Source organism: Mesorhizobium sp. M7A.F.Ca.US.005.03.2.1, assembly GCF_003997795.1.
GTDB lineage: Bacteria > Pseudomonadota > Alphaproteobacteria > Rhizobiales > Rhizobiaceae > Mesorhizobium > Mesorhizobium ciceri.
On record NZ_RZRP01000595.1, the window covers coordinates 1 to 3,977 of the forward strand.

The window sequence follows — 3,977 nt, forward strand, 5'->3', positions numbered from 1 at the left end:
GCATACCGGCCGGCGCGGCTTGGTGTAGACGTCGATGCCGATCGCGGCGAAGTGCGAAGCCGCCGATGGCCCGAGCCTGATCTCTTGTTCGTCGCGGACCAGTACGTTCTTGGCGACGAGCCGGTCGAGCATCGCCACTGCCTGCTCGCCGGCGAGGTGATCGTAGCAGACGCGCGCCACGCGCATCGCTGCATCGCGCGGACCCGGCCGCACACGCTTTGGACCGACGGCTTCCGCGACGCCTGTGATGGCTTCGATCATGCCCGCCACCTGCGGTCCGGCGAGGCCGTAATAGCGATGCCGGCCCTGGCTCGCCACCGTGAGCAGCCCACCTTCCATCAGTTTGCCCAGGTGCGAGCTGGCGGTCGGCAGCGAGACGCCGGCCTCGAGCGCCAGCTCGCTTGCCGTCAGCGCCGTGCCGCCCATCAGGGCATTTAGCATGTTTGCGCGTGCCGGGTCGCCGACCAGGCTGGCGATGCGGGCGATGTCGGGTCCTTCGCGCATAGTTCGTTCCTCATCGAAGCGTTCTTGTCAGATAATCACTATTCTCCGGTGAGATCAAGGAGACGACGATGGCCGCACGAACCGCTCTCCCCTCAGCCCCGCTCCACAGCCGTCGGTTCTTCCCGTTCGTCAGCTGGTTGCGTTCGCGGCTGCTGGCCCGCTGGTATGACCGCCATCTGCAGCGTCTCGACCTTGCCGAGATCGACGACCATCAGCTGCGCGACCTTGGCCTGACGCGGCAAGACGTGCGCCGCGAATGCGCGAAGTCCTTCTGGCAGCCCTAGCAGACCAGTCGGCACGACGTTTCGATGCCGTTCAAACTATTGACGCAGCCCCGAGGAGACCACAATGACCATCACCTGCTTCATCCGCTACGAGATCGACCCGTTCGGCAAGGCGGCCTTCGAGGAGTATGCGCGCAACTGGGGCCAGGCCATTCCGCGCTGCGGCGCCGATCTGATCGGCTATTACGCGCCGCATGAGGGCTCGGCGACGACCGCCTATGCGGCCTATAACATCGAAAGCCTGGCCGCCTACGAAGCCTATCGCGCCCGGCTTGCCGCCGATCCCGCCGGCAAGGCAAACTACGAGTTCGCCAAACGCGAGAGATTCATCCTGAAGGAGGATCGCATGTTCCTGAAACGGGCCTCAGGCCCGCACGCGAAACTGGTGCTGCCGTGATTGCCGTCATCTTCGAGGTCGAGCCGGCGGAGGGTCGGCGCGATGCCTATCTGAGCATCGCCGCGGACCTGCGTCCGCTGCTCGACGGCATTGACGGCTTTCTCTCTATCGAGCGTTTTCAGAGTCTGGCCGATCCGAACCGCATCCTGTCGCTGTCGTTCTGGCGAGATGAGGAAGCCGTGAAGGACTGGCGCAACACCGAGGAACACCGGCAGGCGCAGAAGGCCGGTCGCGGCGGCATCTTTGCCGGCTACCGATTGCGCATCGCCCATGTCGTGAGGGACTATGGGCTGACGGAAAGGGACGAGGCGCCGGCCGACAGTCGGGCGGTGAATGGGTGAGTGAGGCGGCTACTCACGCATTCCCGATCAGCACGCCGGCCGCGAACACCAGGGCGCCGCCCAGCACCACCTGGAAGGCGGCGCGCAGGAAGGGCGTCTGCATGTAGCGGTTCTGGACAAAAGCGATCGCCCACAATTCGAAGAACACCACCACCGCGGCAACCCCGGTCGCCGTCCAGAAATGCGGAATGAGATAGGGGAGTGCATGCCCGAGACCGCCCAGCGTCGTCATGATGCCGACGGTCAGACCGCGCTTGAGCGGCGAGCCGCGGCCCGACAGCTTGCCGTCGTCTGAAGCGACTTCGGTGAAGCCCATCGAAATGCCGGCGCCGATCGAGGCGGCAAGCCCGACCAGCAGCGTCTGCCAGGTGTCATGCGTGGCAAAGGCGGCAGCAAAGATCGGCGCCAGTGTGGACACCGATCCGTCCATCAGCCCGGCCAGCCCTGGTTGCACATAGGTGAGGATGAACTGGCGCTGCTCGGCGGCGGTCTCTTCGTCCTTCACTTCGCCCGGCACATGTTTCTGCTCCAGCCGCTGCGCCAGTGTCTCATGGCCCAGTTCGGCCACCGCCAGATCGTCGAGCAGTTTTCGCGTCGAGGCATCCGCCGTGCGCTTGGCAGCCTCGACATAGAAAAGGTAGGCTTGCCGCTCCATCGCCTCGGCCTGGCTGCGCACGTGCTCGATGCCGAGCGGCCGGACCAGCCAGTCGGGCTTGCGCTCGTAATAGCCCTTCACATGTTCGCGCCGGATCAGCGGAATGCGCTCGCCGAAACGCTTGCGGAAAAGCTCGATCAGCGAATCGCGATGGCCATCCTCTTCCTCGGCCATCTCCTCGAACACTTTTGCCGATTGGGGGAAGTTTTCCGTCAGGCCGTCGGCATAAGCCCGATAGATGCGACCGTCATCCTCCTCGGACGAAATGGCCAGCGCCAGGATCTCCTGTTCGGAAAGCGATTCGAAGGGGCGGCGGCCGAAGCCGAAAACACGGGAAAGCATGAGGAATTCACCCTAGTTTAGAATAGTTCTAAACTAGGGCTCAAGGTGCCTCCGGTCAATTGCGCGCTTGGGTCGCGGTCAAGAATTGTTGAAGCTCGCATGCCGGGCCGACCCCTTCATTATCAGTGAATGTTCACCTATATAATTCAACCCAGCCAGAACAAGGAACCCGCAGATGACGGCAAAACAGCCTCCGCATCCCTATGACCCAAAGCCCGTTCTCGATCTCATCGCCAGCATCGAGGCCGATCTGCAGCGCCTGAAAGGCCTGGTCGAGCAGCAGGTCGAGAAATTCGACCCCGCCAATCCGCACAACAAGGCGCCGGACGGCAAACTGACCGAGGAAGGCGTCGAGTGCTGCTACCGCATGTTCGACGAGGGCAAGTCGCGCTATTCGGTCGCCCAGCAGATGAAGATATCCTTTGCCGCCGCCAGCCACCGCTTCAACAACTGGCGCAAGCTGGGCGGGAGCAAGAGGCAGAGGACGCTGTTGGGGTGAAACTCGTGAGACGGCGGCGGGACGGCGCCCCCCTCTGTCCTGCCGGACATCTCCCCCACGAGGGGGAGATTGTCAGCTTCATTAGGTGTGCCCCTTCTTCAACGTTGGAAATTGGCGAAAGCGGATACTCAGCCGATCTCCCCACCCGTGGGGAGATGTCCGGCAGGCCAGAGGGGGGCGTGCAGCCGAGGCGTTGGCGACCGCCTCGCTAAACCTTGTAACGGTCACATTTTTCCCATGGTGCGCCGCCTCCCTTTGCGGGCATCATGGAAAGACCCCTGTCCACTGGACCTCACATGACCGCCACCACCCCTCCCGGCATCGCCGACATCCACGCCGCCGCCGCGCGTCTCGCCGGCCTGATCGTCGAAACCCCGTTGATCGAATCGCAGGAGCTGAACAAGCGCTTCGGCGGCCGCATCCTGTTCAAGCCGGAGACGCTGCAGCGTACCGGCTCGTTCAAGTTCCGTGGTGCCTACAACAAGCTGTCGTCGCTGAGCGACGAAGAACGCAGCCAGGGCGTCGTCGCCTTCTCGTCGGGCAATCATGCGCAGGGTGTCGCCGCTTCGGCCGCGATGTTCGGCGTCAAGGCGGTCATCGCCATGCCTTCAGACGCGCCGGCGATGAAGATCGCTAACGTCCGCAAGATGGGGGCGGAGGTGGTGCCGTTCGACCGCTTTCGCGACGACCGCATGAGCGTGGTTCGCCCTTACGTGGAAAGAGGCATGGTGCTGGTGCCACCCTTCGACGACCCGGCCATCATTGCGGGCCAAGGCACGATCGGCCTCGAATTGATGCGCCAGGCAAAAGCGCTTGGCGTCGACCTCGACGCGGTCGTCATTCCCTGCGGCGGCGGCGGCCTGACCAGCGGCATTTCGGTTGCCGTCAAGGACGCCTCGCCCAACACTCCGGCCGGGGCGGTGGCGACCGAGCATTCCGACGACACCCGGCGGCC

General features: G+C 64.0%; 7 protein-coding genes. 5 read left to right on the forward strand and 2 right to left on the reverse strand.

Annotated elements, in window-relative coordinates; translation table 11 throughout:
• Positions 1 to 504 (reverse strand): winged helix-turn-helix domain-containing protein (locus tag EN991_RS26330; protein ID WP_164769376.1); only part of this gene is annotated, 504 nt, incomplete at its 3' end.
• A 68-nt stretch (positions 505 to 572) separates the two neighbouring features.
• Here EN991_RS26330 and EN991_RS26335 point away from each other — a divergent pair.
• From EN991_RS26335 to EN991_RS26345, 3 genes are all read left to right on the forward strand, one after another.
• Entirely contained in the window at positions 573 to 788 is a 216-nt protein-coding gene (locus EN991_RS26335; protein ID WP_127369862.1) for a DUF1127 domain-containing protein, read from the forward strand.
• Between the two features lie 64 nt (positions 789 to 852).
• Positions 853 to 1,185, forward strand: coding sequence for an NIPSNAP family protein (locus EN991_RS26340; RefSeq protein WP_127369863.1), 333 nt, complete (start codon positions 853 to 855; stop codon positions 1,183 to 1,185).
• A complete protein-coding gene (locus tag EN991_RS26345; RefSeq protein WP_013528651.1) occupies positions 1,182 to 1,526 on the forward strand; it encodes an antibiotic biosynthesis monooxygenase in 345 nt (114 codons plus the stop codon). Before EN991_RS26340 ends, EN991_RS26345 begins: the two co-directional genes overlap by 4 nt.
• A 13-nt stretch (positions 1,527 to 1,539) precedes the next feature.
• Here the strand turns inward: EN991_RS26345 and mbfA are convergent, their stop codons facing one another.
• Positions 1,540 to 2,523, reverse strand: a complete 984-nt coding sequence (gene mbfA, locus EN991_RS26350; RefSeq protein WP_013528652.1) for an iron exporter MbfA — start codon at positions 2,521 to 2,523, stop codon at positions 1,540 to 1,542.
• A 175-nt stretch (positions 2,524 to 2,698) separates the two neighbouring features.
• On the opposite strand from mbfA, the gene EN991_RS26355 reads away from it, so the two are divergent.
• Together EN991_RS26355 and EN991_RS26360 are read left to right on the forward strand one after the other, a co-directional pair.
• Complete coding sequence (locus tag EN991_RS26355; RefSeq protein WP_024502197.1) at positions 2,699 to 3,022, forward strand: hypothetical protein; 324 nt, start codon at positions 2,699 to 2,701, stop codon at positions 3,020 to 3,022.
• A 296-nt stretch (positions 3,023 to 3,318) separates the two neighbouring features.
• Positions 3,319 to 3,977, forward strand: a 659-nt coding sequence (locus tag EN991_RS26360; protein ID WP_164769377.1) for a threonine/serine dehydratase, incomplete at its 3' end; no start/stop codon positions are given.